The following is an 18212-nucleotide window of genomic DNA, read 5'->3' on the forward strand; positions in this document are numbered from 1 at the left end:
TAGGCCGTTCGGGCGGGTGAAACAACCCTTAATGTTTGCACTGTGTCATATTTTTTCGCTAAAAATGCCGGCATGACACAGCCAGCCTTGCAAGCCGACATACCGGCCTCCGATCTCAACCGCACGTGTGTGAAAACCTTTCTGCGCGCCATCGAAGACGGCGATCTCGACACCATCATTTCGTGCTACCATCCGGACGTCAAACACACCGAATGGCCGAACGCACTGCGCAAGGATGGCGTGGTCTCAAGCCTCGAAGACATCAAGGCCGCCTTTTATCGCGGCAAGACGGCGATCAAAAGCCAGACCTTCCATATCAACGCCCTGATCTGCGACGGCGACGTCGTGGCGGCGGAATGCCTGTGGCGCGGCGTGCTGAATGTCGATTTCGGCAAGCTGCAAGCCGGCGACACAATGACGGCGCACGTCTGCACGGTCTTCGAACTGCGCGACGGCAAGATTTTCCGCCAGCGCAATTACGACTGTTTCGAGCCCTTTAGCTAATCCTCATCGGGATACTGATAGCTCTCCAGCTTGTCGAGAAACGGTGCGGCCTCGACGTCGTCGAGCGTGACGCGCGCCGGCCAGTCGTTGACGTGATCCATCCATGGAATGCGCATTTCGACGCCGAACTGGATATCGGGAGCGATGCGCTCGGGATGATCGAAGGCGCCGATGGCAATCGCCTGCCCGTCCGGCGCTTCATAGGTCAGAGGCGTGCCGCACTCCGGGCAAAAACCGCGCAGGACGAAGTTCGAACTCTGAAAGCGCTTGGGTTCGGCCTTCGTCCAGGTCAAGGCGCCCTCGGGGATCGACACCAGAGGCGCGAAGACATTGCCGAACGCCTTCTGGCACATGCGGCAATGACAGACAGACGCCTGACCCAATGGCCCGGAGACTTCGAAGCGCACCGCGCCGCACTGACATCCGCCCGTTGAAATCGTCATCTGCGCCTCCGCTTGCACGCTTCGTGTCTCCGGCTATATGAAGCAGCAACCGAAAAGCGGCAACAGGACAACCTGATGAAGCACGCAGACCTCGACACGCCCGTCTGGCACGCCCTGACCACACGCCACGCCCACCTGGCCGAAGGCAGGCCGCCGGTGCTGCGCTATCCTGCCGAGGTCTCGCCATTCGCGGCTTTGCAAACGCCCGATGCGCTTGAACACCTGATCGATGTCGTGCCCGATGGCGGCAATGCCTTGTTGTGGGCGGACGATACCCTGCCCGCGCCCGCCGGTCTCGAACGGCTGGTGGCATTTCCTGTGATGCAACTGATGGCCGAGAATTTTCGGCCGTCCCAGGTCACCGCAGATATTCGTCCCCTGACAGCCGCCGATGTGCCCGACATTTTGGAACTGACAGCCCTGACCCGACCGGGACCGTTTGGCACGCGCACCATCGAAAAGGGCGACTTTGTCGGCATCCGCGATAACGGCCGGCTGATCGCCATGGCGGGTGAGCGCATGTGCCTGCCCGGTTACACGGAAATCACCGCCATCTGCACCCATCCGGACTATCAGGGACGCGGCCTGGCGAAACAGCTGATCTCGGTCATGAGCAGCAAGATCGTTGCCGAGGGACGTATCCCCTTCCTGCACTCGCTGCCGGACAACGAATCCGCCTTGCGCGCCTATGCCGCCACCGGCTTCAACCCCCGCCGCATGTGGCAGGTCAACCTGTTCGGTCGTGCTGGCGCCGCGTCAGGTAGTGACGGCTATTTTGCCGGCCGCTGATCCTCTTCTTTTCGTCGTCTCTCTTGCTCTTCAGCATATTTGAACGCGGGTGCAAAATCGCATTCGGCCTCAATCGTTTTGTTATAGATGACAATAAAGTCCCACGCCTTTTTTTGATCGTATGGCTCGTCCCTGCTTTCATCCAATAGGATTAGCGAAACGATGTTTGGGATATCGGTTTTTGTAGCGATGTACGGCACATAGCCCTTCAAGCCGAACAGACGACAATTATCGACGGCCGCCTGCTCGCGGGCTTCAGCCTCAGCAGTTGTGGGATCTAGATATTTCGGATTGACTGACCACTGCACATGGCCACTCTTGCTACGATATTCCCTGTGATATTTTTGGAGGTTGCCTGTCGGTACCGGCGCTGCTGCCGACGATGCGGGCTCAGACTCGGCAAGGACCTGTTTTTCGCACCCTCCGCAGAGGATTAACACGGCCACGATTGCTGAAAGGCGCCACATGCGAACCTCAAGGTAAACTCGCACCATCGTAGCAAACAAAAAGCCCGGCCCAAAGACCGAGCTTGATATTTAGAACTCCCGCCACACACACCGGCGGGTAAAAGCCGTCAAATTGGATGAGATGCTAGCTGGCTAGCGCCGGCTGTATTCTTATACAGCCAAGCGACGACTGCGACGCAGATTACCAATTTCACGGTTTTTACGAGGTTTGCATCTTTTTGAGGACTTTATAGGCCTTGATCACACGTTGCAGCTTGTCTTCCGCCGAACGGTCGCCCCCGTTGTTGTCCGGGTGGCAGCGCTTGAGCAGCTCGGTATAGCGCACGCGAATCTGGTCCCAGGTCGCACCGGCTTCGAGGTCGAGGTCGGCAAAGGCCTGGCGCTCGATCTTGCCGTACTGCTTCTCGACCGGAATGGCCTTGTCGCGATTCGGCGACGCGCCGGCGCCGAAGACGCTGTGAGGGTCGTACATGCCGGCGCCTTTAGTGCCCTTGGTCGTGAAATTGGCAGCTTCGCGCGATTGACGCGACGCCCGGAACGCCCAGGTCGGACGGCCGCCAGTGGCGATCGCTTCGCGGTGGCTGCGCGCCTCGCCTTCGGACATGCCGGAGAAGAAGTTCCAGTTCTTATTATACTCGCCGGCGTGAAGCTGGCAGAAGTTATAGAACTCGTTCATCATTTCGCGCGACTTCGGGGCGCGCGCCGTCGCTGCCTTGTGGCACTCCGGCCACTCGCAAGGCTTCTGGCCCGGCTTGAGCTGCAGAACGTCGTCTTCGGGGCGGCGCGTGTGTTCCTCGCCTTCCTTGGGAGGCCGGATGCGCATATCCATAAAACGCGGCTTGTACTTGAATTCATCGCTCATATGATGAGATAGCACCTTGAAAGCATAATAACTGCTGAATTGTATCTGACGTGTGAGGCCGAAAATGGGTGAAATCGCTGATCGTATCCGATCGAAGCTAGAAGCCGCCCTTAGCCCGGTGCGTCTTGATATCCAAGACGACAGCGCCAAACATAGTGGGCATTCGGGCGCGCGTGAAGGGGGCGAGAGTCATTTTTCCGTGCTTGTAGTGTCCGAAGCGTTCGAAGGGCTTAACCGTGTGGCCCGTCAGCGACGCATAAACACCGTCCTGGCCGTGGAACTGGCAGGTCCGGTCCACGCGCTGAGCATCCAGGCAAAGACGCCGGCTGAGGCATAAAAGCGCGTCCCAAAGAGTGAACCGGTTTTTGGACAGGAAGCGCGACAGAAGACTGTCGCACTTTCAGCACATCGCTGAAAATCCTCCACCCAAGCCTTGACGCGCAAAGGCGCACACCGTAATGGCCCGGCCGTGCCAATGGTGCTTCCCGAAAGGGAAGATAATAGGGAACCGGGTGGAAATCCCGAACTGTCCTCGCAACTGTAAGCGTTGAGCCCGCCGCCACACGTCACCTGCTTTCGCGGGGAAGACGGCGTCGGGCGCTGGAAACGCAAGTCAGGAAACCTGCCGTGGCTGTCGTCCTTTGCCGGGTCGAGGTGTGCCGGGCGAGCGAGAAGCCTCTCGAAAGACGATGTGTTTGTGAGCCGTAGTCCAATGTGGGCTATCGGCTCTCGTCTTCTGGCGGAAAGAAACCGTTCCATGTTGAAGAAGATCCTCACGCTCGGCGCATCCGCGCTGGCGCTCCTCTCCCCGACGCTCGCTCATGCCGATGGCGAAGACGTCATCGTCACCGTCACGCGCGAAGCCCTGTCGGTGTCCAAGATCGGCCAGGCCGTCGACGTCCTGACCGACAAGGACATCAAGTCCTATCAATCCCTGTCGGTCAGCGACCTGCTGTCGCGCACCACCGACCTGCACACCATTTCCAATGGCGGTCCGGGCGCGGCGGGCGCCTCCAGCATCCGTGGCGCAGGCGCCGATCAGGTCCTGTACCTGCTCGACGGCATTGCGCTCAATGACCCGTCGCAGGTCGGCGGCGGCGTCGATCTCGGCGTCCTGTCGACCGGCGACGCCGAACGCATCGAAGTCCTGCGTGGACCGCTGTCGACCCTGTGGGGATCGGGCGCTGTTGGTGGCGTCGTCAGCATCACCACGCGCCGCGCGACGGAAGCCCTGGAGGGCGACCTGTCCGTCGAAGGCTTCGACCATTATGGCGCGGCACGCCTCGGTGTTGGCGGCAAGGCCGGCCGTCTGAACTGGCGCGTTTTTGCCTCCGGCCTGAACGATCGTGGCGTATCGGCGGCAGCCACCGGCACCGAAGCCGATGGCTTTACCCAGACGCAACTGAGCGCACGTGCAAGCTACGCAATCACCAACACGGTAAGTGTTACCGGCCTGGCGGCAAAGACGCACAATTACAGCGAAGTCGATGGCTACGACATCAACTTCAATTTCACCGACACGGATGAAACCTCGCTCAGCGACACGACTCTGGCCGCGCTTGGTCTAACGGCGAAGTATGACGCGTTCGAACACACCCTGTCGGTCAGCGCGACCGAAACCGAGCGTAACCTGTACGATCAGAGCCGCACCCCGACTTTTGAGGGCCGCGGCCGCTCGCTGACGGCGGATTACCACCTGGTCTATCGCATATCCGACGCCACGCGCCTGCTGGCTGGCCTGCGCCATCAAAAAGATGAGATGCGCACGCAATCGACCTGGACACCGCTGCAAACCGCCGATCAGGACCTGACCAGCGCCTATGGCCAGGTTCGCCACGATTTCGGCGCCACCACCGTGGCCGTCAGCGCCCGTCACGACGAGTCGTCGAGCTTCGGCGGCCAGGACATCGTTCAGGCTTCGGTAGCCTTCCCCGTCGGCCAGTGGCGGTTCCGCGCCAGTGCCGGCCAGGGCGTCAAGGTGCCAAGCCTGTATCAGCTCTACAGCGACTACGGCAATGCGGACCTTCAGCCCGAAAAGGCGCTGACCATCGACGGCGGCTTCGACTACAGCTTCGCTTCGGGCCAGGTTTCGGTGACGGTGTTCACGCGCAACATCGACAACCTGATCGGCTTCGATTCGTGCTGGCCGGCAACGGCTGCCCTGTGCGCAACCCATCCCTTTGGCTTCTACGACAATATCGACAAGTCCGAAGCCAATGGTGTCGAGCTGGAGTGGACGCAGGACATCAGCGATCGCCTTCACCTGCGCGGCAATCTGACGGCGCTCAATACCCGCAACGAATCGGCCGGACTGGAAGGCAAGGAGCTGGCGCGCAAGCCGAACCTGCTGGCCAATGTCGACCTCAACTACGACGTCAGCGACGCCCTCAACCTGGCGATCGGCGTGCGCCACGCCGGCGATGCCTTCGACAATGCGGCCAACACGGTCGCCCTCGATGCCTACACCCTGACCGACCTGCGCATGCGTTACCAACTGAACGATCGCGTCGAACTTTATGGCCGTATCGAGAACCTGACCGATCAGCGCTACCAGACGGCTGCCGGTTACGGCCAAGTCGGCCGCAGGCTGTGGGTCGGGGTGCGCACGCGGTTATTCTAGCCCTACGTGCACGAGTGCACACCAAATTGAGCGTGTGCAACAACTTACCTCACGCTTTTGGCAATTGTGGCGCGAATATGAACGAAAAACGTATTGTGCGTTGCGATGAAAAATGCTTCGTTCCGGGCGTACTTTAAGTATTGCCGGGCGCTTTCAGGCCGTCGGACGTTCCAACCCGTCCGACGGCCGTATAACATCTGCGCTAGACCATGATGCGTTTCGGTTGAACCGCCATCATGGCCTAAGTTTTTGCTTTGTCGCGATATCCAGCCAAAAACCGCTACACACTTTTTGGCATGTCGCTTTGAGCCGGCCAGCCGTCGGATTTCCCGCCCGTCTTTGACAAAACCTCGACACCTTCGATGCGCATGGCCTTATCGACCGCCTTCAGCATGTCGTAGAGAGTGAGCGCCGCCACGCTGACCGCGGTCAGCGCCTCCATCTCCACGCCGGTCTGCCCCGACGTCCGGACCTCGGCCGAGATATCGAAGCCCGGCAGGCCGGTATTTTCGGCGATGACCACCGCCACCTTGGTAAGCGCCAGCGGATGGCACAGCGGGATCAGGTCTGCCGTGCGCTTGGCCGCCATGATGCCGGCCAGTTCCGCCGTCGTGATCACCGCGCCCTTCGGCGTGCGGCCTTCGCGCACCAGGGTGACGGTTTCGGCGGCGCAGATGAGCCGGCCCGCCGCCTTCGCGGTCCGGACCGTCACGGCCTTGTCGGAAACATCGACCATACGGGCGCGGCCCGATTCGTCGAGATGCGTCAGGTCACTCATGTCCACCTCTTCAGATCTTGCGCATCGGCGGCACGCGGCTCGACCCAACGTTCCCCTTCCCGCCCCGCCTCGCGCTTCCACAGGGCCGCTTCGGATTTCAACCGGTCCATGGCATAGTCGGCCGCCTCGAACGCCGCACGGCGATGGGCGCTGGCGGCGGCGACAAAGACGATCGCTTCACCCGCCATCACCTTGCCGCAACGGTGCAGTACCGTCAGGGCCGTGATGTCGAAGCGCGCAGCGGCGGCGTCGGCAATTTCCCGCAGCGACAGTTCGGTCATGCCGGGATACCAGTCGAGATAGAGATGATCGACCGCCCCGTCTTCATTGCGCACGACACCGGAAAAGCTGACGATCGCACCGGCCGAACCTTCGGCGCGATCAAAGGCGGCATAGGCTGCCGCAGCGTCCAAGCCCTGTTCCAGCAGTTGCACGTCGAGTCGGGTCATCATCCCCCCGAAAAGATAGAAAAGAAGGCCACTTCATCACTGTCACCGATACCCTGATCGGCGGTGACGATTGCCTTGTTGACGCTCATGCGGATGTCGCGCACCGTCACCCGGCGGGCTGCCAGAGCATCGGAAAATATCCTGTCTCGCAATGCGTGCAGCGTTCCGTCGTCCGGAATGGCGGTGGTTAAGGACTTGCAGCCCACCACATCCGCCATCTTGCCAAAAAACAGCACTTCCACCTTTGCACTCCCTTGGATGGACCAATTTCCGCAATTCGCAACCACCAGTGAAAAAATTCAGCGGTTTCAGGCATCCCCCCCTTGCTAAAACACCTATCCTCGGCTCAATACAAGGCCTCAGTTTTACCAAGCCGGACTCAGATGGGCGCTTCGAACTACAGACTCTTGCGTTTCCTTGCCCGGCTTGCCGCTTTTGGAAAATCTCCGCCACCACTGGTCCTGCCTGACCCGAGCGACCCCGCGTCATTCAAGGTGCTTCTGCACCGCCCCCAGGTTGAGCTCGACACCGAAGGCCTGCGCGGCTTCTTCGCCGGTAAACGCATACTTGTGACCGGCGCCGGCGGATCGATCGGTTCGGAAATCTGTAAGCAGGCCCTGAGCCTCGGCGCCGCCCACGTGACCCTTATCGATCACTCCGAGCTGGCGCTCTATGAAATCGATCGTGCGATTCGCGAGCAGTTCGGCACAGCACACGCCCAACCCATCCTGTGCAGCATCCGCCGTAAGGAGCGCCTGGCCGCCGTCGTCAAGGCCCAGGCGCCAGACGTCATCTTCCACGCCGCCGCGCTCAAACACGTGCCGATGGTCGAGCTCAATCCGTGCGAAGCCGTTTTGACCAATGTGCTGGGCACGCAATATGTCATCGACGCTGCCAAGGCCGCCGGCGTCAAGCAACTGGTGCTGATCTCGTCCGACAAGGCCGTGGCGCCGTCGTCGCTGATGGGCGCCACCAAGCGCATGGCCGAACACCTGATCCGCAGCCAGATCACCGATTCGCACCAGGCCTGCGTCGTGCGTTTCGGCAACGTCCTGGGCTCGACCGGATCGGTCGTGCCTTTGTTCCGTTCGCAGATCGAGCGCGGCGGTCCGATCACCCTGACGGACAGGGACGCCGAGCGTTACTTCATGACGATCTTCGAGGCGGTCCAGTTGGTCCTGACCGCCGCCATGACCAATGCCCAGACGCCGGACACCCATTCCGGCCTCTACATCCTCGAGATGGGCGAACCGGTGCGCATCTACGACCTGGCGACGCGCATGATCAGCCTTTACGGCCTCAAGCTGGACAAGGACATCAAGATTACCTTCACGGGCCTGCGCGAAGGCGAGAAGATCACTGAAGCCCTGGTCGATGACAATGAGGTGCGCAAAGCGCTGTTGCCCGGCATTTTTGAAGTCTCCGACCACGTCAGCGTCCAGCCGATCGCCGACAACGTCATGCAGACCCTGTACGGAGTTGCGCAGGAAGGCCACGACGACACCGCCAAGGAAATGGTGTTTAACCTGGTGAATTCGCTTCGCGAATAGTGGATTAGGTCTTGAGGCAAGATCGCGAAAAGTCGCGATAGCTCTGCCCACCCGTCTTCCCCTCGGCCTTCAGTGTCCGCCATTGCGCGCCGCAGATCTTCATCCGGTTCGGCCCGCGCTTTTTCGCCTTTTTCCCCGCTTTGACGACTTTGGTCGCGGCTGAAGCTGGACTGGCGAGGCAAGTTTTCAGAAACGGCTTATAGGCCTCGGTATGCCCGGCATCGCGGCGTTCCAGCCAGGCTTGCGTGCAGGTCTGCATCCGGCCGTTCGGTCTGTCGGCTGCAGCTGCTGGAAAAGCCACGGTCATACCTGCCAGAACCAGCCATTTCACACCTTTCTGACACCGTAGGCGGCGCAGAACACGAACATGGCGGCCTCGACCTCGGCGTCGATTTCGGCATCGGTGGGCGGTGCTATGTAGTTCAAAAGCATCGCCTTGATCATCCGGCCGTGGATCAGCGAGGTAAACTGATGTGCCGCCAGCAGCGTATCGCCGATCTGTAACTCGCCGCGCGCCACGGCCTTGCCGAGATACTCCGCCAGCAGTTTCGCGCCCCGCAAAGGACCGGTTTCGTAAAACAGCTTGCCGATTTCAGGCGACTTGGCGCTTTCGGCCGAGATGACGCGCCAGTTGGCGAGCGTCCGTTCGCTGGTGAACATGCGCAGGTAACGCCTGGCGAATCGCGCAAGGACGACACGCGCCTCGTCCTCCTCGGTTAGCAACTCGCTCATCTGCTTGCGGTGGATTTCGCAGTGCCGTTCGACATAGGCGGCGAACAGCTCTTCCTTGCTGCGGAAATAGCTGTAGAGCGTGCCCTTGGATCCGCCGACACGCGCGGCAATGGTCGAGACCGAGGCCGCCGCGTAGCCCTCCTGCAGGAAGATTTCGCTGGCGATGTCGAGAATCTGCTCGCGACGCGCCGCCTGCTTTTCGGACTTGGTGTCCTTCGCCACACTTCGGGTTGGGGAGGGTTGAGCGCTGCTGGTCATGGGCGTCAGCGGCACAGCTGGTCGAGACCAGCCACCGACGTATTGGCGATGGCCGAGATATCGATATGTTTCGCCTGGGCGGTGCGCTCCATGACGAGGCCCGATTTCAGCCCCGGCTCGGCATAGGCGGCGTCGCTTTGCGCGTCTTCCAGCGTTACGAAGTGCGCGCCGCTCTTTTCCAGTTCGTCGAGGACCTGCGGCAGCATGATCGCGCCGAAGCCCCCAATATGGGTCAGCAGGACCTGGGGGATCATTCGGCCATAGACCTTCTGCGACACGGCCTTGCTGCGCGCGATCTGGGCCCTGACCTCGCCCATATAGCGGACCTTCATCGCCTCGACCGTGGCCGTGTCTCCCTTGGCGACGCAACGCGCATGGGTATCGGTATAGGCCCAGTCGTTGAAAGACATCGACACGTCCGCAATCGTGTAGCCATGCGTCTTCAGCCATTCCGCCACCACCGGCCCGCGCGTCACGTCACCGGCATTGAGGAAGGGATAACGGAAGGAGTGCCAGTTTTCGCCGGGCATCAGTTCGCTCAGCACCGGCTCATTCGCTGCGATGCCAGTGATGAAGTCCTCGGCCGTACCGGCATCGATATTGGCGTGGCTGACATGGTGATTGCCGAGCGGATGGCCGGCGGCGCGCCACATCTGAAGGACTTTGGCGTTATCGGGGTCACCCTTGAGGTGGACGGCATTAATATAGCCGTAGACGCGCGGCACCTTGTGCGTCGCGTACGCATCGAGCGTCATCCTGGCGACACCGGAGCGCGTCATTCCGGTCGGCAGGGCGCCGTGCGACGGCAGGTCGTCGATCGTGATGGCCAGCTTGTAGCCGCCGTCTGCTGCCGCAGCGTGTCCCGCCAGCACCAGAGCCACCGCGCCCACGCACATCCCGAGCCACTGACCGAATCTCATACCTTACGCCTTCCCTGGATTGTCCTTAGCCGCACTGTGCGTCAGAACGCCGGACGCCGCAAGTGTGACGAGGGTATTGCCCGCCAGTCGTTACGGATGTAATAAATAACGGGGCTATTTAAACAGGGGCACTTTCAATGACCGGCAATATCTTCCTGCGCACAAGCGTCATCGCTTTTGTGCTGTCCATGTGTTTCGGCGCCTATATGGGCGGAACCCATGACTTTACTTACGCGCCGGTGCACGGTCACCTCAACCTGATCGGCGGCGTACTGATGTTCCTGGCCGGCCTGTTCTACAACAGCCACCCCGGCCTGCCGCCGAAACTCATCCTGACGCACTACGGTATCGCGCTGCTGGGCCTGCTGCTGATTATCCCTGGCATTTATGGTTCTATCTCCGTGGCGCCTTGGGCGGCGCCGGTCGTAGGCGTTGGCTCGGTCGTGACCATTGCCAGCGCACTGTTCTTCGCCTTCATGGTCTACAAGGGTACGGGCAAGCCAAAGGCGTAACCCGGGTTGGATTACGCCTTCAAATCCTGATAGAGATGGTGGCTTAGCCGAACGCTTTGGCGATGGTGCGGGTGACGTTTTCCAATTCACCGAACAGTTCCGGCTCAATCGTATCGAAGACGAAGCAGGTCTTGCTCTGGGCGTGGCTCTTCAGCGCGTCCGGAACAGGGACGTCGCGCCCTTCCTTCATGGCTAGCGGGGGCAGGTAATAGGAGACGCGGCTGCCAGCCAGGCGAACCGTGCCGAACCACACCGGATCCTTCGCCGCCATGGTCGCGGTCGGCACATTGACCGTGCATTCTCCCACCACATCCTTGCCGATTTTCATGGCGGGGGCCGCGCGCACCATCAGGTCACGCAGGGCGATGTAGAGCGGATACTGGTCGGCCATGGCTATAATTCCTTTTAAAAACTGCCCGGTTTATGCTGACGCGGCTGATCGTCTCTAACATACGAGTTGCAAAAAAAGCGTTGCCATGGCGGCCATAGCATAATAGTTTCTATTGATACTATTGCGCGGAGGTACGCCATGGCTGAAACCGAAACCAACACCTTGGGTCTCGACGGCTTTGCCTTTGTGGAGTTTACCGGTCTCGACACGACCGACATGGCGGCTCAGTTGGAAGCCATGGGCTTTACGGCCGTTGCGCGCCATCCGGACAAGGCTATCACGCGCTATCGTCAGGGCAGCGTCGATTTCCTGCTGAACACCTGCGCCACGCCTCAAGCCCAGGACTTCGCCCGCGACCATGGCCCATCGGCCAATGCCATGGCCTTTCGCGTCCGCGATGCCGCTCGCGCCTATGCCTTGGCGCTGGAAAAAGGCGCACGGCCTGTCGACGCAGCGTCCGGCGCCTTTCCCGGAGCTCCTGTGATCGAAGGCATCGGCGGCTCACTGCTCTACCTGATCGATCATGATGTCTTTGCCGGCTGGGTGCCGCTCTCTGACGCGGGAGACGGCGTCGGCTTTGGCATTATCGACCACCTGACGCACAATGTCGGCCGCGGCCGAATGCGCGCCTGGTCGGAATTCTACCGCGACATCTTCGGCTTCGAGGAGCAGAAGTATTTCGACATCAAGGGCCAGGCGACCGGCCTGTTCAGCCAGGCGATGATCGCGCCCGACCAGCAGATCCGCATTCCACTCAATGAGAGCCAGGACGATGCGAGCCAGATCGAGGAATTCCTGCGCCAGTATAATGGTGAAGGCATCCAGCACATCGCACTCACCACCAAAAATATCTACGAGACGGTCGAGCGTCTGCGCGCGCGCGGCGTCAAACTTCAGGACACCATCGACACCTATTATGACCTGGTCGACAAGCGTGTGCCCGGCCACGGCGAGGACCTGGAACGCCTGCGTCGCAACCGCATCCTGATCGATGGCGGTGGTGAAGAGGGGATTCTGTTGCAGATCTTCACCGAGAATATCTTCGGGCCGATATTTTTCGAGATCATCCAGCGCAAGGGCAATGACGGTTTCGGCAACGGCAATTTCCAGGCCCTGTTCGAATCGATCGAACTGGATCAGATTCGCCGGGGCGTGATTAAAGTCGCTTGAGGATACCCCTCCACCGCTTCGCGGTCCCCCTCCCCATTCTCATGGGGAGGAGAGATGGAGGTAACTCTTCTCCTCCCTACGCTATGCGTGGGTAGGTCGGGTGAGCAAGAGTGCAGTTGCGCTCGCCACGCAAGGAAGCGGTGAAGTGGCACCTTTCTTCTACGGGAGCACAACGATGTCCCAGTACATGACCGGTTTCGGCAATCATTTCGCGACGGAAGCCGTGCCTGGCGCCCTGCCCGTCGGCCAGAACGCGCCGCAGCAGACGCCGTTCGGGCTCTATGCCGAGCAGTTGTCCGGCTCGGCCTTCACAGCGCCGCGCAGTGAGAACCTGAGATCATGGCTCTATCGCCTGCGCCCCGCCGCCAGCCACGCGCCATTCTCACCAATGCGCGACGCCCCCACGGTGGGCCTGGCCACGCCCAATCGCCTGCGCTGGTCGCCCCAGAAATTTCCGGAAAATCCGACAGATTTTCTCGATAGCCTGTTGCCATGGGCGATGAACGGCGACGTAGCCACGCGAAGCGGCATGACCGTCTGGCTCTATGCTGCCACGGCTTCCATGCGGCGTGTCTTCTTCAATGCCGATGGCGAAATGCTCATCGTGCCACAATCAGGCAATATTTCTATTTTCACGGAAATGGGTCGACTGGACATCGCGCCGTTGAGTATTGCCGTCATCCCGCGGGGCATCCGCTTCCGCGTCGCGCTCAAGGGCGACAGCGCCTCAGGATACGTCGTTGAGAACCACGGCGCGCCATTTCGCCTGCCCGACCTTGGCCCGATCGGCGCCAACGGCCTCGCCAATCCGCGCGATTTCGAAACACCGGTTGCCGCCTTCGAAGACGACGATACCTCCACCCAGTTGATCCAGAAATTCCATGGCGCACTCTGGACAACGACACTCGACCATTCTCCGCTCGATGTCGTCGCCTGGCACGGCAACTACGCCCCCTATCGCTACGACCTGACGCGCTTCAACACGATCAATACGGTCAGCTTCGACCATCCCGATCCCTCGATCTTCACCGTCCTGACCGCGCCGTCCGAAATCCCCGGCACGGCCAATTGCGACTTCGTCATCTTTCCACCGCGCTGGATGGTCGCTGAGCATACCTTCCGGCCTCCGTGGTTCCACCGCAACATCATGAGCGAGTTCATGGGCCTGATTGACGGTGCCTATGACGCCAAGGCTGGCGGCTTTTTGCCCGGTGGCGCAAGCCTGCACAACTGCATGAACGGCCACGGCCCGGATGCCGCCAGCTACGCCGCCGCCGTCAAGGCCGACCTCAAACCGCACAAGATTACTGACACCATGGCCTTCATGTTCGAAAGCCGCTGGGTATTGCGCCCGACGCACGCCGCCCTCACCTCACCAACGCTACAGAGCGACTACGACGCCTGCTGGCAGGACTTTCCGAAAGCCGAGTTGCCGAAATGATCGACGCCACCCACGATATCGCCATGCAAAGCTGGGTCGCCTCGGCCAACGGCCATCACGACTTTCCGATCCAGAACCTGCCGTTCGGCCTGTTTAGCCCGGCTGGCGAAGCCCCGCGCCCCGGCGTCGCCATCGGCGATCATATTCTGGAACTCCAGGCCCTGGTCACAGCAGGTTTAGCGCAGGACATTCCGCATAATCTGGAAATGATCCTGGCCACGCCCGCCTTGCGCAAATCTCTCCGCCAGCAACTGTCGCGCCTGCTGTCTGACGCCAGCTACCAGACCGCCGCCGAGCCCTATCTGCACATCGCGCGTGACTGCACGATCCATCTGCCGGTGCACGTCGGCGACTATACCGACTTCTATGTCGGTATCCATCACGCTACCAAGGTCGGCGCCCTGTTCCGGCCGGACAATCCTCTGCTGTCCAACTACAAGCACATCCCGATCGGCTATCACGGCCGCGCGTCTTCCGTACGCGTCTCGGGAGAGCCCGTCGTCCGCCCACGCGGCCAGACCCGGGCGCCGGATGCCGAAGCGCCGTCGTTCGGCCCATCGAAACGGCTCGATTTCGAGCTCGAACTCGGAGTCTGGATCGGTTCAGGCAATGCCCTCGGTGATGCCATAGCCATCGCCGACGCCCCGCAGCACGTCGGCGGCTTCTGCCTGCTCAACGACTGGTCGGCGCGCGACTTCCAGGCGTGGGAATATCAGCCACTTGGACCATTTCTGGCCAAGAACTTCCACACCACGGTCTCGGCATGGATCGTCACGCCCGAAGCGCTGGCCCCGTTCCGCGCGGCGCAGGCCCCGCGCCTTGAAGGCGACCCTAAGCCCCTGCCCTACCTTTGGAACGACGCAGATCAGGCACAAGGCGGTCTTTCCCTGGAACTGGAAGTGTCCCTGCGCACCGCGAAGATGCGCGACCAGAACCTGCCGGCCGTCACCATTAGCCGCAGCCACACCCGCCACATGTACTGGACGGTGGCCCAGATCCTGACCCACCACGCCTCGAACGGCTGCAACCTGCAACCCGGCGACCTGCTGGGCACCGGCACCCTGTCTGGCCCCGACAAGGACGCGTCCGGCAGCCTGCTGGAACTCAGCGACGGCGGCAAATCGCCCATTGCCCTGCCGTCGGACGAAACACGGACCTTCCTTGAAGACGGCGATGAGATTATCCTGAGCGCCCGCGCCAGGGCCGATGGATTTGCATACATCGGCTTCGGCGAGTGCCGCGCCCAGATCCTTGCCGCGAGAGGCTGATGAAACTTTACGACTATTGGCGTTCGTCCGCTGCCTATCGCGTTCGTATCGCCCTGAACCTCAAAAACATCGCCTATGAAGCCGTGCCCATCGACCTGCGCACCGGTGCGCAATCGGCCCCGGACTACCGAAACGTCAATCCGCAAGGCCTGGTTCCCGCGATCGAAACCGACGGCCAGGTCATCTCCCAGAGCATAGCGATTATGGAATGGCTGGAGGAAACCCATCCCCGGCCGCCGCTTCTGCCAGCCGATCCGGCAGGCAGGGCAGTCGTGCGTGCCATGATGCTGACGGTCGCCTGCGACATCCATCCACTCAACAATCTGCGTGTGCTGAACAGTCTGAAATCCGAGTTCGGCGCCACGCAAGGTCAGATCGATGCCTGGATCGCGCGCTGGATCACGGCTGGCTTCGATGCGCTTGAAACCATGCTTGAACACCACTGTACCGGCAGGTTCGCCTTCGGAGACACCCCGACCTTTGCCGACTGCTGTATCGTTCCGCAAGTTTTCAACGCCATCCGGTTTGGCGTGGATTTGTCTCCTTACTATTATCTCAACGACCTGTACGAAGTCTGTCAGGTTTTCCCGGCTTTCGCTCTGGCGCACCCGCAAAACCAGCCGGGCGCCGAATGAGCTTTGCACGCGTCTTCTCTACCCCGTCAGGCGTTACCCTGGGCCCGCTCGATCTCGTTGCCGACGGCAAGGCGCGTAACTTCGTCCTGGAGATCGGCGAGGCGCATTTTCACGGCTTCGTCGTCCGCGAAGGCGAACGCGTCTACGGCTATGTCGACCGCTGCCCGCACGCCGGCATGCCGCTGGCTGAGGAACTCGACGAATACCTGACCTCACGCGGCGACCTGATCAGCTGCGGCTGGCATGGCGCCCTGTTTCGCATCACCGATGGCTACTGCGTTGGCGGCCCATGCGCTGGCCGCAGCCTGACGCCGTGGCCTGTAGAGGTCCGCGACGGTCAAATGGTTACGGCGTAGCCTCATCGGTAACGCGTTTGGCCGTCAGGCTGGAACCGGCCGAGGCCACCACCACAAGCGCCACGGCCAGCCATTGCAGCCTGCTCAGCGCTTCGCCCAAGGCCGCCAACCCCACCAGGGCGGCGATCGCCGGCGACAGGCTGGTCATCAGGCTGAAGGTCCGCGCCGGAAGGGCTTTCAGGGCCAGCATTTCCAGGCTGTAGGGAATGGCGCTCGACAGGACCGCCACGGCCATGCCCCACGGCAGGACGTCGAGGCGCCACAGGTCCGCCCCTGAGTGGACTACCCCGATGGGCAGGATAAAAACGGTCGAAACGGCCATACCGATGGCCACCGCCTTGCCGCCGTGAACGCGGCCGCCGACCTTCTGGCCGACGACGATATAGGTGCCCCAGCAGACGGCGGCGGCGAGGCACCATGCGACACCGATCGGATCGAGCGCCTGCCCCGTCCCTTCCCAGGGCAGCAGGATCAGAAATCCCGCCAGCGCGCAGGCGATCCAGAAAAAGTCGCTGAAACGCCGCGACGAAATCACCGCGACGGTCAGCGGCCCCAGGAATTCGATGGCAACGCCGACACCCAGCGGCACGCGAGCGATACCGAGATAGAAGCTCAGGTTCATGACGCCAATGACAAAGCCGAAGACACCGAGCAGCTTCCAGTCGCGTCGGTCCGGCAAACCCCGCCACGGCTGAAAGACAATCAGCAGGAACAGGGCGGCAAACGCCTGGCGCAGGGCCGTTGCCCGTTCTGCGCCGATGATCGGGAACAGGTGCTTCCCAAACGACGCGCCGGCCTGGACAGACACCATGCTGATCAGCATGGCGATGACGGCTATGGCTTTCGGCGGCAGGGCAAGGCGTGGATAACCGCTCACATAACACCTCCGGTTACCGGGTTAGCCAGTCCGGCATTGTTACTCAAGAAAATAAAATTGGTCTGGTTGATCACCGCTTCCGGTAATGCCAATCTCAGTCCAAACACAGAGGAAACCGCCATGCTGAAGCCTGCCGCCGCTGCCTTCGCAGCCCTGTCCCTGCTTGCCTCCACCACCGCCCAAGCCCGCAAGCCACCGGCCCCGGTGGTCATCGGATATGTCGCCGCCTTCCGCGACATGAAGGCAACCATGGCCATGACCGACCTCAGCAAACTGACCCACATCAACGTCTCCTTCGTCAATCCGGGCAAGGACGGCAGCATCGTCACCGGCGACGCGATGAGTTGCATGGATACCGATAACGGCAATGGCAACGGCACGCGATCGGTCGCCGAAGTGCGCGAGATCGTCAGCATGGCGCACGCCAAGGGAGTCAAGGTGCTGGTGTCACTGGGCGGCGGGATCATCCCCGGCTGCTCGGGCAACTGGACGGAACTGACGCGGCCCGGCGCGCGCGAAAAGCTGGTCGCCGACCTGCTGGCCTTTGCCGATGCCACAGACCTCGACGGTATCGATGTCGATCTGGAATGGGAGGTGCTGACCGCCATCGACAAGGAAGGCAATTATGTCGCCTTCACCGAGGCCCTGCGCAAAGGCCTGTCGCAGCGCAAAAAGCTCCTGACCTGTGCCACCGCTTCGAACCCCGGCGGCATGATCCCGGTCGGGTCGATCAAGCATTTCGACTATATCAACCTGATGTCTTACGACCAGATCGGCATGACGTGGGGCAAAGCCGGCGCCGAACATTCGACCATGTCCGAAGCCCGCAGGGACATCGCCACCTGGAAGGCTCGCGGGGCCAAAAAAGAACAGCTGACGCTGGGCGTGCCCTTCTACGGTTACGGCTTCAACGGCTACAGGGGCGGCTACAGCTACCAGAAAATCCTGACGACGTTCGGCAAGGATGCCGCCAATTTCGATGTCGTAGGCCAGGCGTGCGCCGGCTGCGACTACGTTACCTATAACGGCCGTGCGACCATGCGCGCCAAGGCGGCGCTGGCGGCCAAGGAAACCGCCGGCATCATGATCTGGGAGCTGTCCGAAGACGCGCCTGCCCCCGACAGCCTCCTGGAAGTCGCGTACGACAGCCTGCACAATCCGGACTGAATCGGCCTTTCATAACCGTTTCA

The 18212-nt window shown here is 61.3% G+C and carries 23 protein-coding genes and 1 riboswitch; of the genes, 12 read left to right on the forward strand and 11 right to left on the reverse strand.

Annotated elements, in window-relative coordinates:
- Nucleotides 1-72: 72 nt before the first annotated feature.
- Nucleotides 73-504: a nuclear transport factor 2 family protein gene (locus AC1DON_RS19090; protein WP_476936404.1), complete on the forward strand. Its 432-nt coding sequence runs from the start codon at nt 73-75 to the stop codon at nt 502-504.
- Here AC1DON_RS19090 and AC1DON_RS19095 read toward each other — a convergent pair.
- Complete coding sequence (locus AC1DON_RS19095) at nt 501-947, reverse strand: GFA family protein (protein ID WP_476936405.1); 447 nt, start codon at nt 945-947, stop codon at nt 501-503. The two genes, AC1DON_RS19090 and AC1DON_RS19095, sit on opposite strands and share 4 nt — an antisense overlap.
- A 75-nt stretch (nt 948-1022) precedes the next feature.
- Here AC1DON_RS19095 and AC1DON_RS19100 point away from each other — a divergent pair, with 75 nt between their 5' ends.
- Nucleotides 1023-1736 (forward strand): GNAT family N-acetyltransferase, encoded by a 714-nt coding sequence (locus AC1DON_RS19100; RefSeq protein ID WP_476936406.1) that lies wholly within the window; start codon nt 1023-1025, stop codon nt 1734-1736.
- On the opposite strand, the gene AC1DON_RS19105 is transcribed toward AC1DON_RS19100, so the two are convergent.
- Nucleotides 1718-2203, reverse strand: a complete 486-nt coding sequence (locus AC1DON_RS19105) for a hypothetical protein (RefSeq protein ID WP_476936407.1) — start codon at nt 2201-2203, stop codon at nt 1718-1720. The genes AC1DON_RS19100 and AC1DON_RS19105 overlap by 19 nt on opposite strands.
- Nucleotides 2204-2402: 199 nt before the next feature.
- A complete protein-coding gene (locus tag AC1DON_RS19110; protein WP_476936408.1) occupies nt 2403-3065 on the reverse strand; it encodes a J domain-containing protein in 663 nt (220 codons plus the stop codon).
- Between the two features lie 64 nt (nt 3066-3129).
- Between AC1DON_RS19110 and AC1DON_RS19115 the strand changes: the two genes are divergently transcribed.
- On the forward strand, nt 3130-3402 hold the full coding sequence (locus AC1DON_RS19115) for a BolA family protein (protein ID WP_476936409.1): 273 nt from the start codon (nt 3130-3132) through the stop codon (nt 3400-3402).
- Nucleotides 3403-3524: 122 nt separating this feature from the next.
- Nucleotides 3525-3709: riboswitch (cobalamin riboswitch) on the forward strand.
- A 113-nt stretch (nt 3710-3822) separates the two neighbouring features.
- Nucleotides 3823-5685, forward strand: a complete 1863-nt coding sequence (locus tag AC1DON_RS19120; protein WP_476936410.1) for a TonB-dependent receptor plug domain-containing protein — start codon at nt 3823-3825, stop codon at nt 5683-5685.
- A gap of 280 nt (nt 5686-5965) precedes the next feature.
- On the opposite strand, the gene moaC is transcribed toward AC1DON_RS19120, so the two are convergent.
- The 3 genes from moaC to AC1DON_RS19135 are packed head-to-tail and all read right to left on the reverse strand — an operon-like array spanning nt 5966 to nt 7154.
- On the reverse strand, nt 5966-6463 hold the full coding sequence (gene moaC / locus AC1DON_RS19125; protein ID WP_476936411.1) for a cyclic pyranopterin monophosphate synthase MoaC: 498 nt from the start codon (nt 6461-6463) through the stop codon (nt 5966-5968).
- Nucleotides 6460-6912 (reverse strand): molybdenum cofactor biosynthesis protein MoaE, encoded by a 453-nt coding sequence (locus tag AC1DON_RS19130; RefSeq protein WP_476936412.1) that lies wholly within the window; start codon nt 6910-6912, stop codon nt 6460-6462. The genes moaC and AC1DON_RS19130 overlap by 4 nt, the downstream gene beginning before the upstream one ends.
- On the reverse strand, nt 6912-7154 hold the full coding sequence (locus AC1DON_RS19135) for a MoaD/ThiS family protein (RefSeq protein WP_476936413.1): 243 nt from the start codon (nt 7152-7154) through the stop codon (nt 6912-6914). The genes AC1DON_RS19130 and AC1DON_RS19135 overlap by 1 nt, the downstream gene beginning before the upstream one ends.
- A 141-nt stretch (nt 7155-7295) precedes the next feature.
- Between AC1DON_RS19135 and AC1DON_RS19140 the strand changes: the two genes are divergently transcribed.
- Complete coding sequence (locus AC1DON_RS19140) at nt 7296-8462, forward strand: polysaccharide biosynthesis protein (protein WP_476936414.1); 1167 nt, start codon at nt 7296-7298, stop codon at nt 8460-8462.
- A gap of 4 nt (nt 8463-8466) precedes the next feature.
- Here the strand turns inward: AC1DON_RS19140 and AC1DON_RS19145 are convergent, their stop codons facing one another.
- Genes AC1DON_RS19145 through AC1DON_RS19155 form a run of 3 tightly spaced genes read right to left on the reverse strand, consistent with a single transcriptional unit; the run spans nt 8467 to nt 10372 of the window.
- Nucleotides 8467-8763, reverse strand: coding sequence for a hypothetical protein (locus AC1DON_RS19145; RefSeq protein ID WP_476936415.1), 297 nt, complete (start codon nt 8761-8763; stop codon nt 8467-8469).
- 26 nt (nt 8764-8789) lie between these two features.
- Nucleotides 8790-9452: a TetR/AcrR family transcriptional regulator C-terminal domain-containing protein gene (locus AC1DON_RS19150; RefSeq protein WP_476936416.1), complete on the reverse strand. Its 663-nt coding sequence runs from the start codon at nt 9450-9452 to the stop codon at nt 8790-8792.
- A gap of 5 nt (nt 9453-9457) precedes the next feature.
- Nucleotides 9458-10372 (reverse strand): polysaccharide deacetylase family protein, encoded by a 915-nt coding sequence (locus AC1DON_RS19155; protein WP_476936417.1) that lies wholly within the window; start codon nt 10370-10372, stop codon nt 9458-9460.
- A 137-nt stretch (nt 10373-10509) separates the two neighbouring features.
- On the opposite strand from AC1DON_RS19155, the gene AC1DON_RS19160 reads away from it, so the two are divergent.
- Nucleotides 10510-10884 carry a hypothetical protein gene (locus tag AC1DON_RS19160; RefSeq protein WP_476936418.1) on the forward strand — a complete coding sequence of 125 codons (375 nt, stop codon included), beginning with the start codon at nt 10510-10512 and terminating at the stop codon, nt 10882-10884.
- 43 nt (nt 10885-10927) lie between these two features.
- On the opposite strand, the gene AC1DON_RS19165 is transcribed toward AC1DON_RS19160, so the two are convergent.
- A complete protein-coding gene (locus AC1DON_RS19165; protein ID WP_476936419.1) occupies nt 10928-11275 on the reverse strand; it encodes a hypothetical protein in 348 nt (115 codons plus the stop codon).
- A 138-nt stretch (nt 11276-11413) separates the two neighbouring features.
- Here AC1DON_RS19165 and hppD point away from each other — a divergent pair, with 138 nt between their 5' ends.
- The 5 genes from hppD to AC1DON_RS19190 all read left to right on the forward strand — a co-directional run bounded on the left by hppD (nt 11414) and on the right by AC1DON_RS19190 (nt 16145).
- On the forward strand, nt 11414-12445 hold the full coding sequence (gene hppD / locus AC1DON_RS19170) for a 4-hydroxyphenylpyruvate dioxygenase (RefSeq protein ID WP_476936420.1): 1032 nt from the start codon (nt 11414-11416) through the stop codon (nt 12443-12445).
- Nucleotides 12446-12620: 175 nt separating this feature from the next.
- Nucleotides 12621-13886 (forward strand): homogentisate 1,2-dioxygenase, encoded by a 1266-nt coding sequence (gene hmgA / locus AC1DON_RS19175; protein ID WP_476936421.1) that lies wholly within the window; start codon nt 12621-12623, stop codon nt 13884-13886.
- Nucleotides 13883-15154 carry a fumarylacetoacetase gene (fahA, locus tag AC1DON_RS19180; RefSeq protein ID WP_476936422.1) on the forward strand — a complete coding sequence of 424 codons (1272 nt, stop codon included), beginning with the start codon at nt 13883-13885 and terminating at the stop codon, nt 15152-15154. The genes hmgA and fahA overlap by 4 nt, the downstream gene beginning before the upstream one ends.
- Nucleotides 15154-15789, forward strand: a complete 636-nt coding sequence (gene maiA, locus AC1DON_RS19185) for a maleylacetoacetate isomerase (protein ID WP_476936423.1) — start codon at nt 15154-15156, stop codon at nt 15787-15789. Before fahA ends, maiA begins: the two co-directional genes overlap by 1 nt.
- Nucleotides 15786-16145 carry a Rieske (2Fe-2S) protein gene (locus AC1DON_RS19190; RefSeq protein ID WP_476936424.1) on the forward strand — a complete coding sequence of 120 codons (360 nt, stop codon included), beginning with the start codon at nt 15786-15788 and terminating at the stop codon, nt 16143-16145. The genes maiA and AC1DON_RS19190 overlap by 4 nt, the downstream gene beginning before the upstream one ends.
- On the opposite strand, the gene AC1DON_RS19195 is transcribed toward AC1DON_RS19190, so the two are convergent.
- On the reverse strand, nt 16135-17022 hold the full coding sequence (locus tag AC1DON_RS19195) for an EamA family transporter (RefSeq protein ID WP_476936425.1): 888 nt from the start codon (nt 17020-17022) through the stop codon (nt 16135-16137). The two genes, AC1DON_RS19190 and AC1DON_RS19195, sit on opposite strands and share 11 nt — an antisense overlap.
- A 120-nt stretch (nt 17023-17142) precedes the next feature.
- Here AC1DON_RS19195 and AC1DON_RS19200 point away from each other — a divergent pair, with 120 nt between their 5' ends.
- A complete protein-coding gene (locus AC1DON_RS19200) occupies nt 17143-18189 on the forward strand; it encodes a glycosyl hydrolase family 18 protein (RefSeq protein ID WP_476936426.1) in 1047 nt (348 codons plus the stop codon).
- The last annotated feature ends 23 nt before the right edge of the window (nt 18190-18212 follow it).

This window comes from Asticcacaulis sp. P4_H10, assembly GCF_056400965.1.